This is a genomic window from Heyndrickxia sp. FSL W8-0496 (assembly GCF_038007825.1).
GTDB classification, from domain to species: Bacteria; Bacillota; Bacilli; order Bacillales; family Bacillaceae_C; genus Heyndrickxia; species Heyndrickxia oleronia.
The window spans coordinates 1-21,793 of sequence record NZ_JBBOXX010000003.1; the positions used below are offsets into that span (position 1 = coordinate 1).

The following is a 21,793-nucleotide window of genomic DNA, read 5'->3' on the forward strand; positions in this document are numbered from 1 at the left end:
AGAACAAGCCTACATGGAGAAGAATGCGATTAATCATCAAAGACAAAATGAGGGATATTGATATGAAATGTCCATCTTGTGGAGGGAAAACCAAAGTTAGTTACTCTAGGCCAGTAGGGAACATGGTTCAAAGGTGGAGACATTGTTTAACATGTGATACTCGATTTGTTACGTATGAACAGTTTACTTATGTATATAAAGAGCCTTCAGATAATAGTTTTAAGAAACATTTTAGCAATTAAGTTTGTTAGAAAGGAGGAAATAGAGTAATGAAAATCTATAATTTGCTAAAAGGGTTAGATTGGAATGAAGTAAATCAAAATAGAATAAAACGTTATGAAATGTTATTGAAAGTAACAAAACATACTGTGAAACGAAACAAAATTATCCAACATTTGAATTGGTTAAAGGAAAAGTCAAGTTAATCAAGTTTAATACGAAACAAAATGATAGGAGAGTTGCCAAGTGAAAAAGTGCAAAAATTGCAAGGGCATGGGTTTCACATTCACAGGGGTTGAATATGTTTCAAAAGGATTTAGGTTGCAATCTTTAAATAAAAAGGAAACTTGTAAAAAGTGCCATGGAAAAGGATTTAAATAGATCAGTTGATTAGGAGGATAGAGTATTGCCGAAGATTCCAAGTATAAAAATCCCTTTGTTATCAGATTTATGTCATTACTGTATGGGATCAGGAAAACTTAAAGCTATGCAAAGAGCAAAATTACTTAACTTAAATAAATCGATAAGAGTACAAGATACAGAATTGGAATGTCCCCATTGTAATGGTACCGGAAGACACTAATTACAAATGAACATTTCGAAGATTAAAAGAAACAAATTTCAAATAAAAAGGAGCCAATACTATGACAAAAGTACAATTAAATCAAAAAGAACAACATTATGCAGATACACGTGAAGAAGCAGAGGAAATTATTTCAGTTGCTAAAGAAAATGATAATCTTCAAATGCACAAAATCACAGAGAAATATAACAAATACGGACAATATTTCTTAATTGATTTAACATACGCATATCAAACTCCTAAAGAAGTAATGGAGAGTCGTCCGCAAAAAGATGATAGCGTACCGGAAGGACAAATGAGTATGGATGATCATGAGGGCATTGAGTATTCTGTGGACAAGAGTGGAGAAGTTAACGTGCCAGATGGTCAACTTGAATTAGTGAAGTAATATAAATTGCCCTGGGATAATTCCCAGGGTTCCTGATGATAAAGTATTCAATACTTTATTCTGTCATACAGGAGGGGGCAACAATTGATGAAACAATTAACATTTAAGCTGCCAGAAATAGATAGAAAACTGACTCAAGAAAATGTTGAATCTGCTATTGAAACATATCGAATGTATTTACTTACTGTTCCAGAAGAGATTATGCCTAAAGTAACTACATCCTTCTCATTAGTTCCTCCTACTTACACAAATGCTTTTCATTCTACAACTGAAGATGTTGCTATAGAAAGAGTAGATGAAGAACGTGCTCGAATTGAATATATTGAGAAGTTCCGTAAAGCTGTAAACCGATTAAGTAAAAAAGAACGTGAAGCTATCATTCTTAGATACTTAGGTGATGAGGAACTATTCGATTATGAAGTATACAACCAGTTAGGTATGAGCGAATCATATTACCATAACAAGTTTAAACCAAGGATATTTTACAAATTAGCCTTAGCTTTAAGGATTGAAGTATATAAAAAGAAGGTGGATCAGTAATGGCATATGCAAAATCAGAGCAAGAAACTGTTTTGGTTTTTGATTATGAGTTGAATCTGTGGAGGGCATATTCGACCGTACCTAAGCACATTCGAAAATTAATGAGTATTGCTGAAATGGAAACCGTAGAAATGGAAGATGATAGACCAATAGCATTCAAAGGTACATTAACAGAAAAACAGGTTTCTATGAAAAAACCTAGAGTCTACACTGAAAAACAATTAGAGGAATTTAAACAAAGGGGAAAGGCTTTAGCGAAGAAAACAAATAATTAATAGTAAAGTTTTCGTAAGGAAACTAGAAGGAAAATGAAAAGAATTTAGAATGAGCATTTGGATTTTTATGTGTTAAATTTATATCATAGATAATTTATCAAAGGGGCCAGCAATCGTTGGTTCCTTTTTCTTTTAATAATTATTTAATTTTGGTATAAGGAGGATTCTCAGTGATTAATGATTTTGAAATTAGAGGGGATATAACAGCAATCTTCTTAGATACAAAAAATTACGGCAGAATCGAAACTCTAATATCTACCAACAAGCTAGAAATGGTAAAAGAATTCCCTTATGCTTGGAGAGCAAAGTGGAGTGAAGATGTAGAAAATTTTTATTGTGTTGGTTATATAAATCTAGATAACAACAAAAAGAAAATTATCAGATTACATAGATTAATAATGAACTGTCCAGAAGATAAAATTATTGATCATTTTAATCACAATACACTTGATAATACAGATAGTAATCTGCGAATTGTTTCAAATGCTGAAAATCAACAAAATCGATTAGTTCAAAAAAACAATAGCTCAGGGGTTAGGGGAGTTTATTGGCACAAACATAGTCAAAAATGGTTGGCTAGGATTCAAGTATATAAAGAGAGGAAAATTATAGGTTATTATGATTCGATAGAAGAAGCAGAGTTTGCAATAAAAGAAGCTAGAGCAAAATATATGCCATATTCACAAGAGGCGTTCCTTAAACAGGAGCGTCTTTTTGTATAGTCATATAACTTTGATTCCTATTTACGGAAGTGAGAAATGACTTTTATATTTTCATAAACTTGTAAAATAGGCAGGAAAATAGTCACCCCTTGTCAAAATATTGGACTAAGGAGGTGATTAAATTGTCAAATAAAGAAAAAATGTTACAAATACTAAAAGCGTATTATGATAAAAAAATGTCTAATGAACAAATAGATGTTAATTCATTTAACTTAGAAGATGGTAGACATGAAGGTGCATTTTATTTATCCAGTTTAGAACGAGACGGTTTTATTGAGTTCGAAGGAGAAGTGATTGTACCAGGCGGACAAAGACATCAGAAATATAGTAACAGTGTTGCAGCTATATGGTGGAGTAATGCACACATCACAAAATCAGGGGAAAATGAATTGAAAGAAAATAACATTATTTAAATTATTTATCAAGGCACTCAAATTTTGGGTGTCTTTTTATTATACCTAAAGGTAGGTGAATTAAATGGATGAAGAACAAATTCTAAAACCTATTGAGCAGTTTCTTGAATTAATTAAAGGTACTGAATATGAAGACTATGCATTAAAAATGAAAAGGGAAATTGTAGACGCAATTGATTATTATAATCTTGATCTAAAGGCGGCAGGTGAAAGGGAAGATTAGTTAGGTTCATTAGGGTTTTGCTTATGTATGTAATCAAAACTGAATAAAAATTGATCTTTCAGACATCCACCATGGGTGTCTTTTTATTATACATAAAAGAAGGTGATGAGATGAGATTACTTGAGAAATGGCAATGCCTTAATGAAAAGTGTGAGAGATCATTTCTAGTCGATAAGTTTTCAGCAGTTAACACGCAGTTATGTTGTCCTTTCTGTTCAGATTTAGCTGAAGCTGTTGCAGTTCAAAATAATGAAACTAATATCGAAGATCAATTAGAAGGTTGCCTATATCCGAGTAACCTTTAGAAAGGTTGGGGGAATCGTGAAACTTGCTGATCATTTAAACCATGAAGAAAGAAAGCATATGGAGAAATTGAGGGAAAGAAATAAACCTCCATCTAAAAAGAAGCGTAAGGGGAAAGTGAAGGAAGAGAAAGTTAATTGGCATGACATTATGGGAACTAATCGTGACACGTTTAAAAGAGTAGGAGGAAGGCTGAGAAGGAAATGAAAAAGTATTTTAATCTATTAATTTTATTAATTGCAATTGTAGTTCTTTCATCTGGGTGTTCATCTTTAGAACGGGCAAAGAAGGATATGAAATCTGAATATGGCGGTGGCTTGGATAGGATAGTCACTGTGTATGATAATGCTGGTAATGTGATTAGGACATATGAAGGAAAGATTGATATTGCAAACCAGACAGATTCAAAAGGTGGTGCAACTGGTTCAGATAAAATAAAGTTTGAATTCAATGGTAAAAGAATAATTCTTTATAATGCCACAGTTGTTGTAGAGGAAAAGTAAGGAGCTGTTTATGATGTCAAATAGCTATGCAGCAAGTGATGACATATGAATTTTTATAAAACAACAGCATGGAAGAAGAAAAGACCAAGAGTTTTAAAACGTGATTCATACCAATGCCAAGAATGTAAACGATACGGAAAAAGTACTGAAGCAACTACAGTCCATCACATCATTCCTTTAGCTTGGTGCTTATTATTCAATAAAGTATTAGCACTATCAAACATTAACCTAATTAGCTTATGTAATCAATGTCATGACAAGATGCATGATAGGATTTCTAACAAACTAACAAATCTTGGTTTGAGTTGGGTAAGGAGATTAGGTTCTTTGGGTGATGATTGGATTGAAAAGTATAGTAATGAGGGGTGGAAGTAGCCCCCCCTACTTAATGATATATTTTTAGGTCTAATGGGGACCGAGGAGGGGAGCTTTTTCCAATAGAGCGACTTTTTCAAAATCAAAAGGGGGTGTGAAACGTCGTGACAAAACTTTTAACGAAAAAACAATTGAAAAATCAAACAGTAAAACGTATGGAACATTTAGGAGTTTATAGGGATGATTTTGATCAAATAATTGATATTTATGTTGGGATGTTAGCACAATACCAGGCTTTTGAAAAAGCGTTTGAGGAATCCGGTTATCAAATTACTGAAGAATATACGAATAAAGCTGGTGCAACCAACGATCGTAAAACACCCATTTATTCTGCAATGGAATCGCTAAGAAAAGACCTTGCAACCTATTCAAATATTCTTTGTATCAATCCAAAAACATTCCAAAGTTTAAAAAGACCAGACCCTCCTAAGCGTAAGGAAGAGCCAAAGAGTAAGCCGAAATCAAAGTTACAATTAATTTTGAGTGATAGTTCATGAGTTTTAAAAATTATGATCTAGTGATGGAATATGCTCACAGCATTGTGGACGGAACCAAATTAGCAAACAAAGAACAGATACAAGGATGTGAGAGATTCTTTAGGGATTTAAAAAATCCTGATTATGACTTTGATCCAACTGACGCTGAGTTTGTAATTGAAATAATTGAAAATACATTTGTACATGCTCAAGGTGAATTGTTAGACGGTACACCATTAAGAGGAACACCATTTTTATTAGAACCATTTCATAAATATCAAGTTTACAACCTATTAGGTTTTTATCATAAAGGAACTAAGATAAGACGCTTTAAAGAAGCGTTTATTTTTATTCCACGGAAAAATATTAAGACAAGTTTTGCTGCTGCATTAGCGTGGGCTCTTGGGATATTAAACAGACGGAGCGGGAGTAAAGTCTATATCGTTGCTGCAGCATTAAAACAGTCATTAGAAAGCTTTAATTTTATTAATTTTAACTTGGCTCAAATGGGAGAAAAGGAGAACTTCCGAGTAATAGATAATAACCAGGAGCATTCTATTGCTGGCGATTTTGGGGACGGTTCATTATTTATTCAGGCACTTGCGGCCAATCCAGATAAGCAGGATTCCTTGAACTGTAATATTGCAATTGCCGATGAGCTTCATGCTTACAAAACACCTAAGCAATATAACATCATCAAGGAAGCCATGAAAGCTTACACAAATAAACTAATGATTGGTATTACTACAGCCGGAGATGATATGACAAGTTTTTGTTATCAAAGGTTGCAGTATTGTAAAAAGATTCTTGATGGAACTATTAAAGATGAACAGTATTTTGTATTCATTGCAAAAGCTGATGAAGATGAAAAAGGAAATGTGGACTATACTAATCCAATTGAACACCAAAAAGCTAACCCTGCTTATGGTGTCTCTATCCGCCCTGATGACATATTGAATGATGCACTTCAAGCACAAAATGATCCACAACAGCGGAAAGACTTTTTAGCGAAGTCGTTGAATATATTTACTTCTGCATTAAGAGCATACTTCAATATCGATGAATTTAAAGCTTCAGACCGTCAATATGATTGGACCTTAAAGGATCTATTAAAATTTAATATTGATTGGTATGGTGGAGCTGACTTATCTAAAATGCACGACTTAACAGCTGCAGCATTATACGGGAGATATAAAGATATTGACATCGCCATCACTCATGCTTGGTTCCCAATCGTTGCAGCTAAACAAAAAGCAGAGGATGATAATATCCCACTCTTTGGGTGGAAAGATGATGGTTGGTTAGATATGTGTAATACCCCAACCGTCAACCATTCTGATATTGTTAACTGGTTTATAACAATGAAAAAGATGGGATTTAAAATAAAAAAGGTTGGCTTTGACCGTAAATTCTCTCGTGAGTTTTTCTTAGAAATGAAAAAGAAAGGATTTAAAATGGTTGATCAGCCACAGTACTTTTATAAAAAGTCTGAAGGATTTAGAAGGATTGAGAAAAAGGCAAAGGATGGGAAGCTTTACTATCTCCACTCACAAGCATTTGAGTATTGCACACAAAATGTAGCAGCAATTGAAAAAACTGATGACATGATTCAGTACGAAAAAGTAATGCCTGATTTACGAATTGATATTTTTGACGCTGCCGTTTTTGGCTCCATTCAAATGTTAGAGGATATGACTAAAGCTTCTGATGCTTCAAGTTGGCTTAACAACTAGGAAGGAGGTGTATAAATGGCTTTTTGGAATCGGAAGGAAAAAATGAGAAGTACAACAGGTATACCAATAACTTTAGGTTTTGGAGATGTAGAAACAGTTGGGTATACAAGATTATCTGATAATCCAGATGTTTTAATTGCTGTTGATAAAATAGCCGATTTAGTATCAAATATGACTATTCATCTTATGGAAAATACTGATGAAGGTGATAAAAGGGTCCGTAATCAATTATCTAGAAAAATAGATATTGAACCCTATAAAAATATGACTCGTAAAGGTTGGATATATAAAATTGTTCGGGATTTACTACTGTTTGGTGATGGAAATTCTGTGGTCCATATTGGTATAGATCCTGAAACAACATTTATTAGCGATCTAACTCCTTTCCAGATGCAAGCTGTAACATTTGAGGATACAGATAATGGTTACCTTATCAACTATAATGGAAAAGTTTATTCACCAGATGAAGTGATTCATTTTGTAATTAATCCTAACCCTAACTATCCATACAAAGGAACTGGATATCGTGTAGCATTGCGAGAAATTGTGAAGAATCTTAATCAAGCAACCAAAACCAAGAATAATTTCATGAGTGGTAAATACATGCCTTCACTCATTATAGCTGTGGATGCTTTGACCGAAGAATTATCAAGCAAAGAAGGAAGAGAAAGCATCATGAAAAAATACTTTGATGAAACTGAAGGAGGTAAACCATGGATTATTCCTGCAGATTTAATCAAAGTAGAACAAGTTAAGCCTTTGTCCTTAAAGGATATAGCAATTGTGGAAGGCGTAGAACTGGATAAAAAAACGGTAGCTGGACTCATTGGAGTGCCGGCTTTTTTTCTTGGAGTTGGAGAATTCAACAAGGAAGAATATAACAATTTTATCAATACAAGAATCTATGCAATAGGTCAGATAATCTCTCAAACATTGACCAGAGACCTTTTATATTCACCAAATTGGTTTTTTAGATTGAATCCACGAAGTTTATATTCGTATGACTTAACAGAAATGGTCACAGCAGGAGCACAACTAGTGGACCGCAACGCAATGAGAAGGAATGAATTGAGGGATTGGATTGGTTTGGATCCAGACACTGAAATGAATGAATTGATTGTGCTAGAAAATTATATCCCTGCTTCTGCTATTGGGCAACAAAACAAATTGAAAGGTGGTGATGAATAAATGGAGAAGCGTTTAATGGTTTTTGCATCTGAATTAAAAACCCGTGATGAAGAAAATGGTGAAGCTTTTATAGAAGGTTACTTTGCAGTTTTTAATCAAGAAACTGAACTATGGCCAGGAGCATTTGAAGAGATTGCGCCAGGAGCATTCGATAAGAGTTTAAAGGAAAACGACATTATGTGTCTGGATAATCACGACACAAGGGCAGTTTTGGGGAGTACAGGAAGTCAAACCTTAGAACTTAAAACAGATTCTCACGGTTTGTGGGGACGAGTGAAAGTTGATTTAGAAGATCCTTTTGCTAAGAGTGCATATCGTAAAGTTCAAACAGGGAAAGTTCGAGGATGTTCGTTTGGATTCATACCATTGAAGGAAGAAACCGAATACCGAGAAGATGGGACAGTGAAATGGGTTGTGACAGAGGCAGATACACATGAAGTCTCAATCACTGCATTTCCAGCATACCCACAAACAGAAGTAGCAGCACGAAAAAAGGATGTTGCTGCAATAAAAAAAGAAAAATTTGAGCAGAGAAAAGCTAAATTAAAGGAGAGATTGAATAATGCCTAATCCAGTTTTAGTCGGGGTTAAATTGAAAATGAAACGCGATGCTTTGTCAACTGTGGAAGGAAAGTTAACAGAACTTCTTGCTAAAAGAAGTGAATTTGAATCTGCTGTAGAAGCTGCTGAAAGTGAAGATGATCTAACAGCGATAGAAAATAGTATGAATGAAAATGATGAAGAAATCAAAACGAAAGAAGAAGAGAAAACAAAGTTAGAAGAAGAAATTGAAGAGCTTGAAAAAGAGCTAGAGCGTTCAAATGATAAGAAGCCAAAAAATCGCAGTAAATTAGGAGGTAAAGGAAAAATGGATAAGGAACAATTACAAGAACTACGTTCAGCAATTAATACTTATATTCGTTCAAAAGGGGCAGAAATTCGAGCGGTAGAAGGATTTAAAGTTGTTGATGGTGGGGCGTTGGTACCAGAAGAATTATTGACACCAGAAAAGGCTGTTGAAGATGTTGTAGATTTATTGTCATATGTTAAAAAGGTTCCTGTAAAACGTGGTAGTGGAAAATACCCAGTAATCAAAAAATCAGGCAGTAAAATGAATACAGTTGCAGAGCTAGAAGCTAACCCAGAATTAGCAAAACCATCTGTATCTGATGTTGCTTATGATATTGAGACTTATCGTGGTTATATACCTGTTTCGCAGGAAGTTATTGATGATGCAGATTATGATATTGTTGGTTTAATTGATGAAGAGATTCGAGATCAAGAATTAAATACTCGTAATGCAGCAATTGCTACTGTGTTAAAATCAGCTACTCCAAAAACTGTTTCATCACTAGATGAAATAATTACTCTATTAAATACAGGATTCAAAACTGCATACCAAGTAAAACTTTACGTATCACAATCTTTCTTTAACGATTTAGATTTAATGAAAGATGGTAATGGTCGTTACCTACTTCAAGATGATGTTACTGTGGCTTCAGGGAAACGTCTAAAAGGTAAAGAAATTGTAGTTTTAGATGATGATATGATCGGAACTTCAGCTGGTGATAAAGTGGCTTTCATCGGAGATGCTAAGGCATTCTGTAAATTCTTTGATCGTAAACAAGTATCAGTAAAATGGGTAGATAACAATATTTATGGTCAAATGCTAGCAGGGTTTGTTCGATTTGATGTTAAGAAAGCGGATGCTGAAGCTGGTTATTACATTACTTACACAAGTGGTACTACTACTCCAGAAGTATAAGAGGTGAATTAATTATGAAGTACAAAGTAATTAAAAGATTTCAAGATAAGATTACTAAGGCTATCTTTCCTGTCAATTCAACTTATCAAACTGATGATGAAGAGAGAGCGAAGTTTTTACAGGATAATGGCTTTTTATATGTAGAAAAACAAGAAGATTCTCCTTATGGGGCGGAACGCTCTATCCTTGATGAATCTGTGGAGGAAATCAAGAAAAACGTTACTGCAGAATTAGGAAAAGATAAATTAGAAGTTCTTTTAGAATTAGAAAAAGAAGCAAAAAATAGAAAAGGTGTTGTGGAGCATATAGAGGAACTACTTCAAGAGGTGGAGTAGATGGATGAAAAAACAAAATCTACTTTACTGGATTTATTAAAACTTGACTTGGGTATCACTCATAATTTGAGAGATCCCTATTTTAATAGTATTTTAGATAGCTCCTATAATGAAATTATCACTATGGGAGCTTCTTTAAATTTATCAAATACTGATGATCAAATGCTTATTGTAGATTTTGCAGCATGGAACTATAGAAATAGACAAGAAAACATTCCTTTATCTCGGAGTATTCAGTTTAGAATCCACAATAGATTGATCAAAAAGGCAGGGAGTGCGGATGCCATCACTGAAGCCTAGTCTAGGAAATAAAGAAAATATATCATTGGATGATGTGTGTGAACTCATTAGTATAACAACCACACAAGATGAATTAGGACAAGATATAGAGACAGAAATACCTAGACAAATATTCTGTTCTAAATTGAGTGTAAATAGGGCTGAATTTCTTGTTGCTGGTCAACTAAATCATAAACCACAAATAGTATTGGTTGTTGATTCAGATGAATATGACGAGGAAACAAAGATTAATTACCAATCGAAAAAATTCACGATTTACCGTTCTTTTATGAGGTCTGATGGATTTACTGAGCTCTATTGTGAGGTGCGAGCTGGTGGTTAAGGTAAAGGATCTTTCAAAAGAGATTGCTAAACAATTAGCGCTATATACTGATGCTGTTAAAGAAGAAGTGGAAGTTATAAAAGAAGATGTTACGAAAGAAGCAGTGTCCCTTTTAAAGCAAAAGAGCCCTAGGGATTCTGGTGATTATGCAAAAAACTGGGCAAAGAAAAAGGTTGGTAAAAATATTGTCATTTACAACAGAAAATATCAGATCACACATCTTTTGGAGTTTGGCCATGTAAAACGTAGTGGTGGTAGGGTTGCAGCAAAGGTTCATATACGACCAGTTGAAGAAAAGATTGTGGATGAATATGTGAGTAGAGTGGAGAGGGCGATCAGACAATGAATTTAGTTCAATTGAAAAAGATACTTGATGAAACAGGTTATCCAGTCACTTATTCACATTTCACACCAACAGATAATAATCCAGTTCCTGATCCACCTTATATTTGTTATTGGACACCGTATTCTTCTCACTATATTGCTGACAATAAGGTCTATCAAAAGATAGAAAATGTACAAATTGAACTTTATACCTTAAAGAAAGACTTATCAGCAGAAGCTAAGCTTGAATCAGTACTAGATAAATATGAAATACCCTACCAAACTACTGAAACTTTTATAGAATCAGAAAATTTATTTCAAAGAATATATGAAGCGAGGTTGATTTAATATGCCAGAAAATAAAGTAACGTTTGGTTTAAAAAATGTTCACTATGCTCCTTACACTGTAGTAGATGGGAAAATTACTTTTGAAACGCCCATAAAAATGCCAGGTGGTATTGAATTATCCTTAGAACCACGTGGGGATATGATCGAGTTTTATGCAGATGATATGCTCTTTTATTCTGCAAGTAATAACCAAGGATACGATGGTACCTTATCAATTGCCAATATCATAGAACAATTTGCTATTGATGCTTTAGGCGAACAAAAGGACGAAACCGATATGGTATTGAATGAATTAGCGGATGCTAAAGGGAAACCATTTGCACTCCTGTTTGAATTTGATGGTGATGTAAAAGCTACTCGCCATGTTCTATACAATTGCACTGCTAATCGTCCAACTGTAGGATCAAAAACAAAAGAAAGTTCAGCTGAACCTAATCCCAATGAATTAACGTTTGTAGCTAGTCCTTTAGAAATCAACGGTAAACCAATGGTTAAAACCAAGACTACTGTTGCAACTCCTGCATCTGTTTATGATGATTGGTATACAAAAGTTTATGAAAAAACTCCGGCAGCATAAGGGAGTTTAAATGAATTCTATGAGGTGATTAAATATGGAAAAAACAGTTACTATAGATGGTAAAGAAATAAAGTTTAAATCCACAGGGGCAACACCTATTCGATTCAAATCTCAATTCGGAAAAGATTATTTTACCGAAATCATGAAATTAGGTGTACTTGATAAATTAAACAAAATACAAGATGATGATTTTTCTGCAGAAGACCTTGAAGGATTAGACTTTGAGGTCTTTTATAATATCGCATGGACTTTAGCAAAAACAGCCAATAAGGAGATACCTGAACCATTAGAATGGTTGGATTCCTTCGATGAATTTCCAATGTTAGATGTCATTCCAGAACTAATGGAAATGATTCAAAAAACTATTCAATCTAAAAAAAAATAAATGATGATGACCAAGGAACAGATAATGATGGAGAGTTTTCCACAGAACTGTTCCTTGCTCTTTGTTATAAATGCAAGTTAACTAGAAACGATCTAGAAGATATGACAATTGGAATGTGTATGGACTATATTCATGAATTTATAGACATGCAAAAACCACCAAAGAAAAAGGCTAGAAAAGCCACACAATCCGATTTTGATTCATTTTAAGCACTCTTTTATAGGGGTGCTTTTTTCTTTGTTTGAAAGTGGGGTGAGGATATGGCAGGTAGTAATAAAATCAAAGGTATTACGATAGAAATAGGGTCTGATACAGTAGGTTTGGAGAAAGCTTTATCAGATGTAAATAAGCAAAGTACAAAGTTGCAAACTGAATTAAAGGACGTTGAACGACTACTAAAATTTAATCCTGGTAATGCAGAATTGTTAGCACAGAAACAAAAGCTTTTAGCTGATCAAATTCAGGTTACTACACAAAAATTAAATCAGTTAAAAGAAGCGCAGTCTCAAGTTGATCAGCAATTTGCACAAGGGAAAATATCTGAGGAGCAATATCGTGCTTTTAATCGTGAACTTGTAGCAACTCAAAGTGTGTTAGATGGTTTAAAAGGGAAATTATCTATTGTTAATCAAGAACAAGATAACATTGCTAAATCTACTAGACAATTAAACACACTTTTTGAAGCCACAGGGACTAGCGTAGACAATTTTTCAAGTGCTTTAGGCGGAAGGCTTACAAATGCTATCAAGAACGGTACAGCATCTTCCAGACAGCTTGAGGATGCTATTAATAAAGTTGGGGTAACTGCCCTAGGTACAAATGCAGACTTGGATAAAATGAAACGAGCTCTATCCAAAGTTGATGACGGTGGTTCTTTAAAGTCTGTAAGGAAAGAATTAAGTCAGATTGCTAAAGAAGCTGAGAATGCAGGGGATAAAGTTAACGGTTTTGGTGATGAACTTTCAGGGGTTGTTGGTGCACTTGCTGCAGGTGGCGGAATAGCAGCAACAATAGAAAAAGCACTGGATACTTCTTCTTTGAAAACTAAAGTTGACATTGCATTTGAGGTTCCAGAAGAATCTAAGGAATCTATTCGTGAAGTAATACGAAATCTTGAAGCATATGGTGTGGACGGAGCAGAAGCATTAGAAGGTGTAAGACGTCAATGGGCATTAAATAAAACGGCAAGTGACGAAGCAAATAGTTCCATAGTTAAAGGAGCATCTGTTATTTCTCAAGCTTATGCAGGAATAGATTTTATTGAACTAATTCAGGAAGTTAATGAATTATCTGGTGAAATTGGAGTTTCTAATGATCGAGCTCTTGCTTTAACGAATTCACTTTTAAAAGCGGGTTTTCCACCTGAACAATTAGATACAATTGCTGAATATGGAAAACAAATGAAAGATGCTGGTTTTTCTGCAAAAGAAATTCAAGCCATTTTTGAAGCGGGTATTAATACGAAAACTTGGAATATTGATAACCTAAATGATGGGGTGAAAGAAGCAAGGCTTCAAATGGCTAGCTTTGGTCTAGGTGTTAGTAAGGATATGACACCTTTAATAAACAGTACTGGCATTTCTGTTAAAAAGTTTGAGGATTGGGGAAAAGCGGTAGCCAAAGGCGGAGAAGATGGATCGAAAGCTATGAGTGAGGTTGCTACATGGCTTGAAGGCATTAAGGATAAAACAGTTCAGAATGAACTTGCTACAAAAGTGTTTGGTACTAAATGGGAAGACCAGGGACAGAACATGATTGCAGTATTTAAAGGTGTATCAGATGCTACAGATAAAACAAAGCAAAATCAGGAACAATTAAATGATGCAATCTCTAAAATGAATGCTGATCCAGCGATTCAATTGAAACAAGCATTTGCTGATTTAAAAACGGCTGCTGAACCATTTTTATTAAAGGTTGCAGAGCTAGTTTCTAAAATAGCTGAATGGGTGAAGGAAAATCCAACTTTAGCGGCTACAATTGCAGGAGTTGTTACAGCACTTGGTGTATTAATGGGTATTTTTATGGCACTTTCCCCAATAATATCAACCATAACAGCGTTGATACCAATATTAGGAACAGTATTTACTGCTCTAGCTGGACCTATAGGAATTATTGTTGCAGCGATTGGATTATTAGTTGCTGCAGGTATAGCAATATATAAAAACTGGGATGAAATTAAAGAAAAAGCCATTGAAGTATGGGGAGTTATAAAAGACTTTTTATCCTCCACATGGGGAGGAATAAAAAGTACTGCTGAATCAGTATGGACAGGCATTAAAGACTTCTTTTCTGGAATATGGGAAGGGATAACAACAGCGGCAACATCTATTTGGGATGGAGTTACATCGGTGTGGACTTCAACCGTTGAAACATTAAAATCTATTTTTACTCCAATAGTTGATTTTTTTACTAGCACATGGGATTCAGTTTCCAGTGCTTTTTCTAATGCCTGGAATAACATTAAAAAAGTTTTAGAAACATCATGGAATGCAATTAAAACAGTGGCACAATCATCTTGGGAAATTATCAAGAATGTTATCCTTGGTCCTGTTTTATTATTAATAGATTTATTAAAAGGTGATTTTGACGGATTTAAAAGTCATTTATCACAGATATGGAATAACATTAAGACCGCTGCATCAACTGCTTGGAATGCAATTAAGACAGCTATTTCCACAATCATAAAAGCCTTTGTGGACGGTGCTAAATCAATATTTGAAGGGTTTAAAACAGCAATAAGTACGATTTGGAATGCAATGAAAACAACTGCTTCAACAGTGTGGAATGGAATCAAGAGTGCTATTTCAAGTATTGTTAATGCCATAAAAACAACTGTTGTAAGTGTTTGGAATGCGATTAAAACAGCTATTTCAACGATTATAAATGGGATTAAGTCAACAGCTACTAGCATTTGGAATGGGATTAAATCCTCAATAACTTCCATTGTTAATGGAATGAAAACAGCTATTACAAATGTCTGGGAAAATATTAAGTCTGCTACTAAAACGGCTTTTGACCAAGTTGTTAAGTTCATTAAGGACCCATTAAAGGCAGTTGATCTATTTTCTATTGGAAAAGATATTATTCAAGGTTTACTAAATGGTATCGGTTCACTTGCTAAGTCTGTTTGGGATAAAGCTAAAGATATAGCAAACGGAATAGGGGATTCAATAAAAAAAGCATTAGGAATTCATTCACCTTCAAGGGTTACAACAAAGCTTGGAGAACACACTGGTGAAGGTTTTGCTAAAGGGATATCCAATAAACAGAAAGAAGCAGAAAAGGCAGCTAAAAAGAATGCTCAGGCTGCAGCTAAAAACTTTAAAGAAGCTTTAGATAAAGAAAATTATCGTTTTAAAATGGGTGAAGTAGATGCTCAAGCACATATAAAGTCTTTAGAAAAAATTAGAGCTCAATATGCTAAAACCCCTGAACAAGTAAGAAAAATCAATCTAGAGATTGAAAAAATCAGACAGGATTCAGTGAAAAAGGAAGCTGAATTATTAAAACAGCAATTTGAACAATCCAAATCATACATCGAAAAGAAAAAGCAGATGAATGAACTTTCTCTTGCTGACGAACTTGCTGCATGGGAACGAGTACAAGCAAGATATAAAGTTGGTTCAAAAGAAAGAGAAGAAGCAGAACAAAATGTTTTCCGTGTAAAAAAGGAAATTCATGATAAATTAACATCTTTGAATGAAGAGTATGTTACAAAGGTTCAAGAGATTAATCAGAAGTTAATTGATGAAGAGAATGCTTTAAATGCTGAATATCAAAAGGCAGTTGAAGATCGTACGAGATCATTGTATTCATTTGCAGGTATATTTGATGAAGTCTCTCAAAAGGCTGATGTTACAGGTGATAAACTCCTTAAAAATCTTGAAGATCAAGTGTCTATCTTTAGCGAATGGGCTACAAATATTCAACAACTAGCTGAAAAAGGAATAGATAAAGGGTTGCTTGCGGAACTTCGTGAAATGGGTCCTAAAGCAGCTGCAGAAGTTTCAGCTTTAAACAGTATGACTGATTCACAATTACAGGATTTTGTTCGATTGTGGAAGGTTAAAAATGAACTTGCACGTTTACAAGCGACAAGCGAATTAGAAGGACTTAAAACTGATACCAAAAAGAAAATAGATGAATTGCATAAAAACGCTAATTCCCAATTGGAGCAACTTAAAACGGATTGGACTAAAAAGGTTAAGGATATTCGTTCTGGAACTACAGCTGAATTTAACGCTATGAAAGCAAGTATGAATAGCATTGGTCAGAATACGATTAAAGGCTTAATGAATGGATTATCTTCAATGACAGGTCCTTTACTACAACAAGCTAGAGAAATTGCAAATTCTATTTCTTCCACAATCTCTAAAGCATTAGATATTCATTCACCATCTAGAGTAATGATGAGACTTGGAGAATATACAGGGCAAGGGTTAGCTGAAGGGATGAAAAACAGTATTAGGGGAATAACCTATCAAGCGAATGAATTAGCAAGAGCTGCTGTTCCAAGTGTACCAGGTTCTGATGTTTTAAATGGTTCCGTACCAGGTTCTCAATTGCCAGCCATCGAACAAAATTTTAACTTTTACCAACCTAATCCATCACCTTATGACGTATCAAGAAAAACTAAACAGGCAATGGTCCAATGGGGTATGGAATTTAATTTAGGAAGGTGATCAAGTGGCTGAAAAAGTAACTTTTATCAATTCTAGAGGGCAGTCTATTGAAATAAGTAATAGACTTCCTTTTTTATTAGAAAATATTGATGGAAAAGGTGATGTGCAAGCTGATATTCAAACGTCAAAGGCTCCCTACCAAGATGGAAATACCTTTATTGATGCTCGACTTCAACCACGTCCAATAACTCTTTATATTTCAATTATTGAATCTAGTAGAAATGGATTATTAGAAAAACGTCAATTGTTATCTTCTATCTTTAACCCTAGTTTGGGTAAAGGAAAATTGATTTATGAGAATGGAAATACAAAACGAGAAATATGGGCTGTTTCAGAAAATGTTCCAACATTTCCTTTGGGTTCTGATAATAAAGGACAGTGGTATCAAAAGTCTATTGTTAATCTCTTATGCCCTGATCCATACTGGCAGGATACTAATCCAACGAATATAAAATTGGAGGACTTTGTTTCACATTTCCGTTTTCCTTTTCATTTCCCAGTACGTTTCGCATCAAGGGGAGATTCAAGGGTATTAGTTAACATTGGTGATGCACCTGCCCCAATCAAAGTTACCTTTAGAGGTGAGGTGGTAAATCCGAAGATTACCAATTTAACAACTGGAGAATTTATTTTGATAAATTATGCAATACCAGAAGGATATAACTTAATAATCACAACTGATTTTAATGGAAAAGATGTGAACATCGTTGCTCCCGACGGTGTAGAAACTAATGGAATGGGGTTTATAGATTTAAGCAGTGAGTTTTTCATGCTAAGGCAGGGAGAAAATGCAATATCGTTTCTTTCAGATGGTGGAAAACCAGAGGTATATGTTGAATTTAGAAATCGTTATGTAAGTGTGTAAGTAATTGGAGGTGCTGTTATGGCAGAGAATTTTAGTTTTTTTGATCCAGTTGAAGTTGCTCCAGGAGTTTGGGATCGTGAGTATTTTGCACAACAATTTACTGATTATTTCCGAAGGTTAGTTACGACTGGAGTTATGAAAGGTGAGAGTGGTGAACTGAAAGTTTCTACCGAAGGAAATTCAATGATTACGACTCTTAATACAGGAGTTGCTTATGTTGTAGGTAGGAGTTATGAGAATACTAGTCCTTTATCTCATACGCATGATACTGAAGTACTTGGGAAAAATCGTATTGATAGAATTGTAGTAAGGTTAGATTTAAGAACTGAATCTCGATTTGTAAAATCTTTTATTAAAAAAGGTGTAGCATCTACTATTCCAGTTCCCCCTGCATTACAAAGAGATCAATTTGTTTATGAAATCTCTTTAGCACAAGTAAAAATTGTCGGTGGTCAAACCTATATTAATGTAAATGATGTGATTGACGAAAGAGGGAAAACAGATATATGCCCTTGGGCAGGTTCTAAGATTCTTCCAAACTTTGATAACAATGCTCTATTAGAACATGTTCACGATTTTACAGAACATATACCCTATGCAATAACAACTGGTGATGGTAGTGTATACAACGTTGAAATAGATCAATCCATCACAGAGTATAAAGAAGGATTAGCGTTAGCAATAAAAATACATTTAACAAATAATCGTTATCCTAAAATAAATGTAAATGGAATAGGCGAAGCATATATAGCTAATCCAAGTAGTGGTTTGTTAATAGCTGGTTTATTACAGAAGGGGAATGTTTATACATTAAGGTTTAATGGTAATGCATTTATAATTCAAGGTGAAACCGAATATAAGACGTCTTATTATTTTATTAATCCTTGGTCGGGTTGGCTTGCTGAAGATAGTTCAAAAAATGCTGTAAGAAGGGTGGATGATATTGTTTATGGTTTTGGAATTATGAAAAAAGAAGGTGCGAATTCAACACCGATTATTGCACAATTACCACAGGGATTTAGACCGACCTTTGATGCACCTTTTAATTTGTATGGTGGTGTTAATGGCACAAACCAAGTTTTTAATGGATTGATAACTACACAGGGTTATTTAATGATAGATCCTAAAACACCAGTCAGTCAGATAAATAATAACAATGAAATAACGTTTATTTTTTCATTTATGCTCAAGTCTTAGGAGGGATAAATGGTGAATCAAGTTTTAACGTATGCATACAAAGTAAATGAAGAGGGGTATATTATAGATGCACTACTTGTTAACCCGAATGATACATTAGATGATAGTATAGTCATAACCCCTATTCCCCCTGGACTCTTTGAACCAGTTTGGGTGAATGGTAAGTGGATAAGCAGTATGACTGAAGAGGAATTTGTAAAGAAGCAACAAGAATATGAGAGTGCTAATAAGCCTGATAATATTATTCTCGGTCAGCAATTAACTGAACGAGAGTTAGAAGCAATGGTTCATGGTCAGCAAATTACTGATTTGGAATTGAGAATGCTAATGATTGAAATGGGGGCGAGTAAATAATGACACTATTTGAATCATTGAAAGAACGCTATGCAAAGAACTGGTGCAGAAAAGATCAATTAAAACGATATGTACAATTAGAAGCAATTACACCTGAACAATACAAAGAAATAACTGGTGAAGATTATAACGCTGAATAGGCGTATTTTTTATGCTCTAAAAAGGCGGTGACTAGATGCAAAAACCAATACGGATTTTATCTGCAGACATGGATATATTAGGTGAAACAGAAGCCTATGAATCTATGTTTTTTACTAGACGTTTCCACACATTTGGAGACAATGAATTACAAATAAATAGGTACAAAAAACATGCTGATAAACTTCTCAAAGGAAACCTTATTTTAGTTGGTAAAGACCTGAATAAGGTTTTTATTATTAAACATCGTGAAATTGAATTAGATGAGCAAGGAAAGGCAACAGAAAATTGGATTATTAGAGGGTTGTCTTTGCAATCTGTAGTTGCCCAAAGGATCACCATTCCACCTGCATACACAGCTTATGACTATAAGAGTGGTAATGCTGAAACAGTTATGAAACATTACATTGAAAGGAATATTGTCAATCCAGTAGACCCAAGGCGAAAGATTCCACAACTTGTAATTGCACCGAATAAGAATAGAGGACCATCTATTTCCTGGCAATCACGTTATAAAAATCTTGCAGAGGAAATGACAGAAATCAGCTTAGCAACTGGATTAGGTTGGGATGTCATACTTGATTTAAAGAATAAACAATGGGTCTTTGATGTTGTGGAAGGAAAAGATGTATCTGTAAATCAATCCGTCCACCCTCCTGTTATTTTCAGTCCACAGTTTGAGTCTTTACAATCCCTACACTACACAGAGAGTGAATTAAATTATAAAAACTCTGCTTATGTAGCTGGTCAAGGCGAAGGTGTAGAAAGACGTATAGTTGAGGTTGGGAAAGAAGTTGGATTATCTCGACATGAGATATTTATCGATGCAAGGGATATTCCAGAAACAGAGGATATAGAAGTTCCTGATGGTGATGGTGGAACAACTAATGAAACTATTCCTAGACCGGTTGCAGACATCATAAAAGACCTAACAGACAGAGGAAATCAACAATTGGAACAACTAATTCAAGAGCATTATCTTGAGGGACAGATATTAACTTATAGTCCTTTTAAATATGAAAAGGATTATAATCTTGGCGATATTACAACCATTCAAAGTAAGGATTGGGGAGTAACATTAGATACCAGGATAACGGAAATCAAAGAAATTTATGAGGAAAATGGATTCCGAATCGAAGGAACATTTGGAAATAACAGGCCCACTTTAACTCAAAAGATTAAGCAGGAATTGGCTCAAATGAGTGGGGAAGTAAGGAAATAACACTTTTTAGAAGGAAATAGCAATCCATTAATTGAATACCACATTTAAACAAAATGTTTAGGAGTGGTATTGTAATGGATTCTATTTCTTTAAAAAGACTTGAAAATAATCGCTATGCGCTTAAAAAAGCATACGAAAGGTTAAAAAATGCAATCAAACAAAGAGATGAACAGGAAATTTACTCAGCAATTGGAGAGACTCTTCTATGGTTTTTAACAACTGAAGAATGGCATAAAAAGCATAATAGAGGTTACAAGAAAAGGAAAGAGTCAAATGAAAATGGGAAGATTTTATTTGGACTAAAGCACGCATATAACTCGATGAAGCATAATATGGAATTCATGACAATTCATAAACGTCAAGGTGGCTTTCATTTTCCAATGGTCTTTCCAGTAAGTTTTCCACCTATTACAGTTCATTGGATTAAAGCAGAAGGAGTTTTGGAAGGAGATCGAAAAGCTCAAAAGGAAAATTATGAGCAATACATCGAAGGTAAAGAAATACTAAGTACCTTTGAATCTGCTTTAGAATTTTTAGAAATGGAGTATCAAAATATTAATGAGGTGTGACCTTAATGAATCGAAATGAAGAATTGAATGTATTAGCTAAAAAATTAGGTAAACTTGAAAGTGATTTTAAAGTAAAAATCATATCAAGTAATGGCTATACCGATGCAATAATTGTAGATCAGATAAACGGTAAAGGCTATGAATACCAAAGAGGAACAATGATATTGGCAGAGGATGAATAATTTTACTCATAGAGCAATGTCTTGAACTGATCAAGGCTATTTTTATGTAGGCGGTGTTGCTTATGGATGCAAATCTTGCACAATATTTTTTAACCCAAGGACCCTTTGCGGTTCTTTTTGTTTGGCTTTTTTATTCTTCAAGAAAGGAAAGCCAAGAAAGAGAAAAACAACTGTATCAAACGATAGATGATCAGAATGAGATCATTAAAAGGTTTAGTACCAAGTACGACATCATCATAACAAAATTAGATGATATGGAAGAGCGATTGCCACCTAGGTAGTCGTTA

At 34.4% G+C, this 21,793-nt stretch carries 34 protein-coding genes; all 34 read left to right on the forward strand.

Translation table 11 applies throughout. The annotated features are described in order from the left end of the window. Positions 1-13: 13 nt before the first annotated feature. The 34 genes from NST63_RS27855 (at position 14) to NST63_RS27440 (ending at position 21,787) form a co-directional block, all read left to right on the forward strand. Positions 14-61, forward strand: a complete 48-nt coding sequence (locus NST63_RS27855; protein ID WP_445663904.1) for a hypothetical protein — start codon at positions 14-16, stop codon at positions 59-61. A 1-nt stretch (position 62) separates the two neighbouring features. Next, the gene (locus NST63_RS27280; protein ID WP_445663905.1) at positions 63-242 is read left to right on the forward strand and encodes an NrdR family transcriptional regulator; all 180 of its coding nucleotides are present in this window, start codon (positions 63-65) and stop codon (positions 240-242) included. A 27-nt stretch (positions 243-269) separates the two neighbouring features. Continuing rightward, entirely contained in the window at positions 270-425 is a 156-nt protein-coding gene (locus NST63_RS27285; RefSeq protein ID WP_341044317.1) for a hypothetical protein, read from the forward strand. Between the two features lie 200 nt (positions 426-625). Further along, positions 626-802, forward strand: coding sequence for a hypothetical protein (locus tag NST63_RS27290; protein ID WP_341044318.1), 177 nt, complete (start codon positions 626-628; stop codon positions 800-802). Between the two features lie 61 nt (positions 803-863). Beyond that, positions 864-1,190 (forward strand): organic solvent tolerance protein OstA, encoded by a 327-nt coding sequence (locus NST63_RS27295; protein WP_341044319.1) that lies wholly within the window; start codon positions 864-866, stop codon positions 1,188-1,190. An 87-nt stretch (positions 1,191-1,277) separates the two neighbouring features. Further along, a complete protein-coding gene (locus NST63_RS27300; RefSeq protein WP_259549241.1) occupies positions 1,278-1,730 on the forward strand; it encodes an ArpU family phage packaging/lysis transcriptional regulator in 453 nt (150 codons plus the stop codon). Beyond that, complete coding sequence (locus NST63_RS27305) at positions 1,730-2,005, forward strand: hypothetical protein (protein ID WP_341044320.1); 276 nt, start codon at positions 1,730-1,732, stop codon at positions 2,003-2,005. Before NST63_RS27300 ends, NST63_RS27305 begins: the two co-directional genes overlap by 1 nt. Positions 2,006-2,175: 170 nt before the next feature. Then, on the forward strand, positions 2,176-2,727 hold the full coding sequence (locus tag NST63_RS27310) for an HNH endonuclease (RefSeq protein ID WP_341044321.1): 552 nt from the start codon (positions 2,176-2,178) through the stop codon (positions 2,725-2,727). Positions 2,728-2,849: 122 nt separating this feature from the next. Further along, positions 2,850-3,140, forward strand: a complete 291-nt coding sequence (locus NST63_RS27315; RefSeq protein WP_341044322.1) for a hypothetical protein — start codon at positions 2,850-2,852, stop codon at positions 3,138-3,140. Between the two features lie 64 nt (positions 3,141-3,204). Continuing rightward, a complete protein-coding gene (locus tag NST63_RS27320; RefSeq protein ID WP_341044323.1) occupies positions 3,205-3,363 on the forward strand; it encodes a hypothetical protein in 159 nt (52 codons plus the stop codon). A gap of 321 nt (positions 3,364-3,684) precedes the next feature. Then, positions 3,685-3,873, forward strand: a complete 189-nt coding sequence (locus NST63_RS27325) for a hypothetical protein (protein WP_341044324.1) — start codon at positions 3,685-3,687, stop codon at positions 3,871-3,873. Beyond that, positions 3,870-4,169: a DUF5052 family protein gene (locus NST63_RS27330; protein WP_216386475.1), complete on the forward strand. Its 300-nt coding sequence runs from the start codon at positions 3,870-3,872 to the stop codon at positions 4,167-4,169. Before NST63_RS27325 ends, NST63_RS27330 begins: the two co-directional genes overlap by 4 nt. Positions 4,170-4,214: 45 nt before the next feature. Beyond that, positions 4,215-4,544, forward strand: a complete 330-nt coding sequence (locus NST63_RS27335) for an HNH endonuclease (RefSeq protein ID WP_280616708.1) — start codon at positions 4,215-4,217, stop codon at positions 4,542-4,544. A 104-nt stretch (positions 4,545-4,648) separates the two neighbouring features. Further along, positions 4,649-5,041 carry a P27 family phage terminase small subunit gene (locus tag NST63_RS27340; RefSeq protein ID WP_280616709.1) on the forward strand — a complete coding sequence of 131 codons (393 nt, stop codon included), beginning with the start codon at positions 4,649-4,651 and terminating at the stop codon, positions 5,039-5,041. Further along, a complete protein-coding gene (locus tag NST63_RS27345; protein ID WP_216386473.1) occupies positions 5,038-6,753 on the forward strand; it encodes a terminase large subunit in 1,716 nt (571 codons plus the stop codon). The genes NST63_RS27340 and NST63_RS27345 overlap by 4 nt, the downstream gene beginning before the upstream one ends. Before the next feature lie 15 nt (positions 6,754-6,768). Then, entirely contained in the window at positions 6,769-7,941 is a 1,173-nt protein-coding gene (locus NST63_RS27350; protein WP_341044325.1) for a phage portal protein, read from the forward strand. After that, positions 7,942-8,511 carry an HK97 family phage prohead protease gene (locus tag NST63_RS27355; protein ID WP_216386471.1) on the forward strand — a complete coding sequence of 190 codons (570 nt, stop codon included), beginning with the start codon at positions 7,942-7,944 and terminating at the stop codon, positions 8,509-8,511. Further along, positions 8,504-9,706, forward strand: coding sequence for a phage major capsid protein (locus NST63_RS27360; RefSeq protein ID WP_216386470.1), 1,203 nt, complete (start codon positions 8,504-8,506; stop codon positions 9,704-9,706). The genes NST63_RS27355 and NST63_RS27360 overlap by 8 nt, the downstream gene beginning before the upstream one ends. A gap of 14 nt (positions 9,707-9,720) precedes the next feature. Next, the gene (locus NST63_RS27365) at positions 9,721-10,041 is read left to right on the forward strand and encodes a hypothetical protein (protein ID WP_216386469.1); all 321 of its coding nucleotides are present in this window, start codon (positions 9,721-9,723) and stop codon (positions 10,039-10,041) included. Then, positions 10,042-10,341 carry a hypothetical protein gene (locus NST63_RS27370; RefSeq protein ID WP_216386468.1) on the forward strand — a complete coding sequence of 100 codons (300 nt, stop codon included), beginning with the start codon at positions 10,042-10,044 and terminating at the stop codon, positions 10,339-10,341. Beyond that, a complete protein-coding gene (locus NST63_RS27375) occupies positions 10,322-10,663 on the forward strand; it encodes a phage head closure protein (protein WP_216386467.1) in 342 nt (113 codons plus the stop codon). Before NST63_RS27370 ends, NST63_RS27375 begins: the two co-directional genes overlap by 20 nt. Beyond that, positions 10,620-11,009: an HK97 gp10 family phage protein gene (locus NST63_RS27380; protein ID WP_216386466.1), complete on the forward strand. Its 390-nt coding sequence runs from the start codon at positions 10,620-10,622 to the stop codon at positions 11,007-11,009. The genes NST63_RS27375 and NST63_RS27380 overlap by 44 nt, the downstream gene beginning before the upstream one ends. Continuing rightward, positions 11,006-11,335: a hypothetical protein gene (locus NST63_RS27385; protein ID WP_078109227.1), complete on the forward strand. Its 330-nt coding sequence runs from the start codon at positions 11,006-11,008 to the stop codon at positions 11,333-11,335. The genes NST63_RS27380 and NST63_RS27385 overlap by 4 nt, the downstream gene beginning before the upstream one ends. Before the next feature lies 1 nt (position 11,336). Further along, positions 11,337-11,912, forward strand: coding sequence for a major tail protein (locus tag NST63_RS27390; RefSeq protein ID WP_341044327.1), 576 nt, complete (start codon positions 11,337-11,339; stop codon positions 11,910-11,912). A 34-nt stretch (positions 11,913-11,946) separates the two neighbouring features. Further along, a complete protein-coding gene (locus tag NST63_RS27395; protein ID WP_058003623.1) occupies positions 11,947-12,297 on the forward strand; it encodes a hypothetical protein in 351 nt (116 codons plus the stop codon). Between the two features lie 260 nt (positions 12,298-12,557). Beyond that, positions 12,558-16,979 carry a phage tail protein gene (locus tag NST63_RS27400; RefSeq protein WP_341044330.1) on the forward strand — a complete coding sequence of 1,474 codons (4,422 nt, stop codon included), beginning with the start codon at positions 12,558-12,560 and terminating at the stop codon, positions 16,977-16,979. Between the two features lie 4 nt (positions 16,980-16,983). After that, complete coding sequence (locus tag NST63_RS27405) at positions 16,984-17,844, forward strand: phage tail family protein (protein ID WP_341043950.1); 861 nt, start codon at positions 16,984-16,986, stop codon at positions 17,842-17,844. Positions 17,845-17,862: 18 nt separating this feature from the next. Continuing rightward, on the forward strand, positions 17,863-19,041 hold the full coding sequence (locus NST63_RS27410) for a hypothetical protein (RefSeq protein ID WP_341043949.1): 1,179 nt from the start codon (positions 17,863-17,865) through the stop codon (positions 19,039-19,041). 12 nt (positions 19,042-19,053) lie between these two features. Beyond that, positions 19,054-19,395, forward strand: coding sequence for a hypothetical protein (locus NST63_RS27415; RefSeq protein WP_341043948.1), 342 nt, complete (start codon positions 19,054-19,056; stop codon positions 19,393-19,395). Next, positions 19,395-19,535: an XkdX family protein gene (locus NST63_RS27420; RefSeq protein ID WP_341043947.1), complete on the forward strand. Its 141-nt coding sequence runs from the start codon at positions 19,395-19,397 to the stop codon at positions 19,533-19,535. The genes NST63_RS27415 and NST63_RS27420 overlap by 1 nt, the downstream gene beginning before the upstream one ends. Positions 19,536-19,570: 35 nt before the next feature. Next, on the forward strand, positions 19,571-20,755 hold the full coding sequence (locus NST63_RS27425) for a siphovirus ReqiPepy6 Gp37-like family protein (protein WP_341043946.1): 1,185 nt from the start codon (positions 19,571-19,573) through the stop codon (positions 20,753-20,755). A gap of 74 nt (positions 20,756-20,829) precedes the next feature. Continuing rightward, entirely contained in the window at positions 20,830-21,324 is a 495-nt protein-coding gene (locus NST63_RS27430; protein WP_216386509.1) for a hypothetical protein, read from the forward strand. Between the two features lie 5 nt (positions 21,325-21,329). Next, the gene (locus NST63_RS27435; protein ID WP_216386510.1) at positions 21,330-21,506 is read left to right on the forward strand and encodes a hypothetical protein; all 177 of its coding nucleotides are present in this window, start codon (positions 21,330-21,332) and stop codon (positions 21,504-21,506) included. Between the two features lie 62 nt (positions 21,507-21,568). Next, positions 21,569-21,787: a BhlA/UviB family holin-like peptide gene (locus NST63_RS27440; protein ID WP_078109218.1), complete on the forward strand. Its 219-nt coding sequence runs from the start codon at positions 21,569-21,571 to the stop codon at positions 21,785-21,787. The last annotated feature ends 6 nt before the right edge of the window (positions 21,788-21,793 follow it).